Origin of the sequence: Clostridium thermobutyricum (assembly GCF_000371465.1) — a bacterium.
In the GTDB taxonomy this organism is placed as follows: Bacteria; Bacillota; Clostridia; order Clostridiales; family Clostridiaceae; genus Clostridium; species Clostridium thermobutyricum.
In genome coordinates this window covers 1-3,904 of record NZ_KB850963.1, presented here as the reverse complement: position 1 = coordinate 3,904, position 3,904 = coordinate 1, and the positions used below count along the sequence as shown (strand labels likewise).

The 3,904-nt window shown below is 27.0% G+C and carries 7 protein-coding genes; all 7 read left to right on the top strand.

From position 1 onward, the window contains the following. Window positions 1-5: 5 nt before the first annotated feature. Complete coding sequence (gene mobC / locus HMPREF1092_RS16310; protein WP_242830437.1) at window positions 6-173, top strand: plasmid mobilization relaxosome protein MobC; 168 nt, start codon at window positions 6-8, stop codon at window positions 171-173. A 7-nt stretch (window positions 174-180) separates the two neighbouring features. Next, the gene (locus HMPREF1092_RS16305; protein WP_002599808.1) at window positions 181-1,245 is read left to right on the top strand and encodes a relaxase/mobilization nuclease domain-containing protein; all 1,065 of its coding nucleotides are present in this window, start codon (window positions 181-183) and stop codon (window positions 1,243-1,245) included. After that, window positions 1,235-1,480, top strand: coding sequence for a hypothetical protein (locus HMPREF1092_RS16300; RefSeq protein WP_002599807.1), 246 nt, complete (start codon window positions 1,235-1,237; stop codon window positions 1,478-1,480). Before HMPREF1092_RS16305 ends, HMPREF1092_RS16300 begins: the two co-directional genes overlap by 11 nt. A 12-nt stretch (window positions 1,481-1,492) precedes the next feature. Beyond that, the gene (locus HMPREF1092_RS17400; RefSeq protein ID WP_002599806.1) at window positions 1,493-1,660 is read left to right on the top strand and encodes a hypothetical protein; all 168 of its coding nucleotides are present in this window, start codon (window positions 1,493-1,495) and stop codon (window positions 1,658-1,660) included. A gap of 1,011 nt (window positions 1,661-2,671) precedes the next feature. After that, window positions 2,672-2,935 (top strand): hypothetical protein, encoded by a 264-nt coding sequence (locus tag HMPREF1092_RS16295; protein ID WP_002599805.1) that lies wholly within the window; start codon window positions 2,672-2,674, stop codon window positions 2,933-2,935. Window positions 2,936-2,995: 60 nt separating this feature from the next. Continuing rightward, window positions 2,996-3,301, top strand: a complete 306-nt coding sequence (locus HMPREF1092_RS16290; RefSeq protein ID WP_002599804.1) for a hypothetical protein — start codon at window positions 2,996-2,998, stop codon at window positions 3,299-3,301. 369 nt (window positions 3,302-3,670) lie between these two features. Continuing rightward, a partial coding sequence (locus HMPREF1092_RS16285) for a plasmid mobilization protein (RefSeq protein WP_002599803.1) occupies window positions 3,671-3,904 on the top strand: 234 nt, incomplete at its 3' end.

The window sequence follows — 3,904 nt, the reverse complement described above, 5'->3', positions numbered from 1 at the left end:
TAATTGTGGTAGATGGATTAAAAGAAATTCTTTTGGAACTATCAAGAGAAGGAAATAATTTAAATCAAATAGCAAAAAAAATAAATGAAGGAGAGCAAACAGATATAAAAGAAATGAAAAAAAACTTAATGGAGTTATGGGATTTAATTGAGAAAATTTTAAAAGGAGAGTAAAAAAATAATGGCAATAATAAGATGTTTACCAGGAACGAAAAGTTTAAAAAATCAATTAAAGTATTTAGAAAAAGAAGGTAAAACATTAAAAGAATTAAAAGAGGGAATTAATTGTACTACTGATAATATTGAAAAAGAATTTAATATAGTAAAAGAAATGTACAACAAAAAAGAAGGAAAACAATATTATCATTACACACAAGCATTTAGTAAAACAGATAAAATAACTCCTGAAAAAGCTCATGAAATCGGTAAAGAATGGATAGAAAAAAATATAAAAGGATACCAAATTTATTTAGTAACTCACATAGATAAAGAACATATCCATAATCATTTTTTAATAAATTCTGTAAGTATTGAGGACGGAAAAAAGCTTCAGATAAGTCCAAAAAAATTAGAAAAAATGAAAATAGAAAGTAATAAAATTTGTGAAAGAGAACATTTAAAAAAAATAGATTTAAATAAAAAAAGTTCGATTTTTAAAACTGATGGAGAATATAGGATTGAAAAAAGAGGTCAAGAAACTTGGAAAGGAGAACTTAGAGAAGTAATAGAACTTGAATTAAAAAAATCAAAAAATTTAGAAGATTTTAGAGAAAACTTAAAAGAAAAATATGATGTAGAAACTAGGGTAACTAAAAATACAATAAGTTATAAGCACCCAACACAAAATAGAGCAGTAAGAGGGAAAAGATTAGGTGAAAATTATACAAAGGAGAGTGTTTTAAATGAGCTTAATAAACAAGCAGACAGGACAATCAGCGAAAGAAATAATGGAGGAAGAGAAAAAAATATCAGCAAGAGAACAGTTGAAGGAGCTGAACAAAATAAGCAAACAGGAATTAGAAAACAGTCTTTTGAAGGAAACTTTAACAGAATATATGGAAGTATTGGAGAAATTGAAAGAGGAGCAAAACAATTTTCTATTAAAGCAAGAGAAGAAGAGCAAAGAGCAAGAGAAGAGAGTGAGAGAATTAGAAGAGAGCAACAAAATTCTAGAAAAGAGCTTGAACAGAGAGCTAGAGAAGATAGGAGAAAATATAAAACAAGAGGTTTTAACCTTGAGAGATAATTCAATAAAGGTAGTAGAAAAAACCAATGAAACATTAAAAGAAAATGTAATAAGAAGTGGAAATAAGTTAAAGGAAATAGTAGAAGAAACAGAGAAAGTAAAAAATAAAGCAGATAGAGAAGTAAAAAGTTATTTTGATAGGCATAAGATCATTGATTATTTAGTGTATATAAACTTGATAATCACACCAATATTATTTTTAATTATTATATATATATTATTTTTTAAAAAGTAAGGAGAAAAATTTATGAAAAAAATAAGTTCTAAGAATTTAAAGACAATTTCAACGATATGTTTTTTGATAGCAGGAATATTAAGTATTTTTGATAAAAGATATATAATAGGAATTCTATTTATATTATTAACAATATCTTATATAATTGCACTTATTTCAGAAAATAAAAAGAAAAAATAAAATTTAAGAAATAAATAGTTTACATTATAACAAAAAAAGCGTAAAATTAAGACATAAAATTTCCAATTTTTTATTCATATTCTCAATTAGAATTGGAAATTACGAAGTAAAAAATTGCATAGAAAAAAGCACTAAAAAGTTAGTGCTGAATTTTCAACTTCGGTTCAATTAATCGTCTAGGAAACGATTGATTGTAACTTAAGGTATTGAAAGTACCAAGAAGCTAAGGAATAAACGAACACTTAAAAAGCACTTAAGTGAAGGTAACCCAACCGAAGATTTTATATCTTTTTGATATATTTAGTATAGTAAAAAGATACAGAGTTTTCAATAGGTTTTAGTAATTTTATTTACTTGTTTACAAGAAAACAAGTAAATAATAGGGAAAGAATTTCTAAGCTTAGGTATTTAATACCTAAGCTTTTTTTATTATTAATAGGTTGCATATCACCTATATGATATGTAGTAGGACAAGCCATACAACTACTATAAATAAGATGAAAGGTAAGTATTGCCGATGCAAAAAGAATACCTCCATAACAATTTAGCCTAGTCCCTATCTTTAGGTGTTATGGGAAAGAGAGTGATGTCGACTTAACGGACAGGAGTGGGAGTTCTAGGAGCATAGGTGCTCGGGAACTATCAGCAGATTAGCATTAGGATAGAACCATAATGTAGAAAGCTGGTAGGTGTAACAACACGTAACAGATAGGGTGCAATGAGCCGACTGACTGATTATACAGTTCAGTATAGTGTAGTTATTTCCTTACTGATAGATATAAAATTATGTCTATTGGTAAGGGAATAACTGCGTCTTCGCCTCCTTCCTTTCTTACCAGTTCAGTATATTTAGCCTAGCTTTAAAGTCAAGTGTTTTATGTAGACCAACTGAAACTGTAATGTAACGAAGTGAAATTATAGTGTAAGGCGGTAGAGGGGTGAATGCGGTAGCAGAGGGGAATGCCCCTATAAAATATAATAATATTTAAGAGTATAAAAGGAGTTGTTAAGATGAATGTTTTAAGAGAGTTAGAAAGTAGGATAGAAAATACAGTAGGAAAAGAGCAAAGGGAATGGGTTAAGAAATATGAAGAGTATTTATCAGCAGAAATAAAACTTGATGTTATAAGAAAGAGTAATGATGATAACCCTATTTGCTATATTGAATCAGATAATGGAGAAATAAAATATAAAAGCTATAGTAAAGAAGAACAAGAAAAAATTTTAATAGAGCTTGAAGAGATAAAATTAAAAATAGAGAAAAATTTAAATTAAAATAAAGGTTTTTTGATGTAGCTACAGAATTATTTCAGTAATGAAAGTGAGGTTTTTTTTGTGGCTACAAAAGTTATAAAAGATGAAATTATAAGGGTTAGAGTTACATCAGACCAAAAAGAAAAACTAAAAAAAATTGCAAAAGAAAAAGGCAAGAGCATGAGTGAAATTTTAAGTGTAGCTACAGAAAATGAAATAAAAAATTATGAAGAGAAACAAAAAAGTTATGAAAAAATTTGCGAAAGAGTTGTAGCTACAGAAGAAAGAATTCAAGAAATTAAATTAAATTTAGAGAAAAGAAAATTAAAAAATAAAAAAAGTTTTGAAAAGAAATTAAAGCTTTTTTTCCCCTTATCAAGAAAGTAAAACAAATAAAAAATTAGTCAATGGGCAAGGCTTCGCTAATAAAAAAATATGTTTCAGCTAAAGATCCTTTCAGGAATTAATAGCAGCAACATATTTTTTTATTACCCTTGACTAGGTTTTTTATTTATTTTAGGAAGTCATTAGGGGGAAAAAAGGCTTTTTATATTTGAGTTGAATTCTCCAAAATTTAGGAGTAAAATTTAATTAAGAAGTTTTATGCAAGATTAGTATTTGAGTACCCGAAAGGGTAACAAATACGACCGTAAAACAAGTTTTACTATCTTGCTTGGGTTAGGGCAAAGCCCTCCAAGACCACACCCAAAATCTTACGGATTTTAAAAATCAAAGATTTTTTTAAGGAGTAAATTTATGAGTGAAAATAGAAAAAGAGATAAGCAAATAAAATTTTATGTAACAGAAAAAGAGTATAAAGAAATAAAAAAGAAAGTAGAAAAATCAAAATTAAAGCAAACGGATTATTTAATAAAAAGTGCATTAAATAAAAAAATAATTGTGGTAGATGGATTAAAAGAAATTCTTTTGGAACTATCAAGAGAAGGAAATAATTTAAATCAAATAGCAAAAAAAATAAATGAAGGAGAG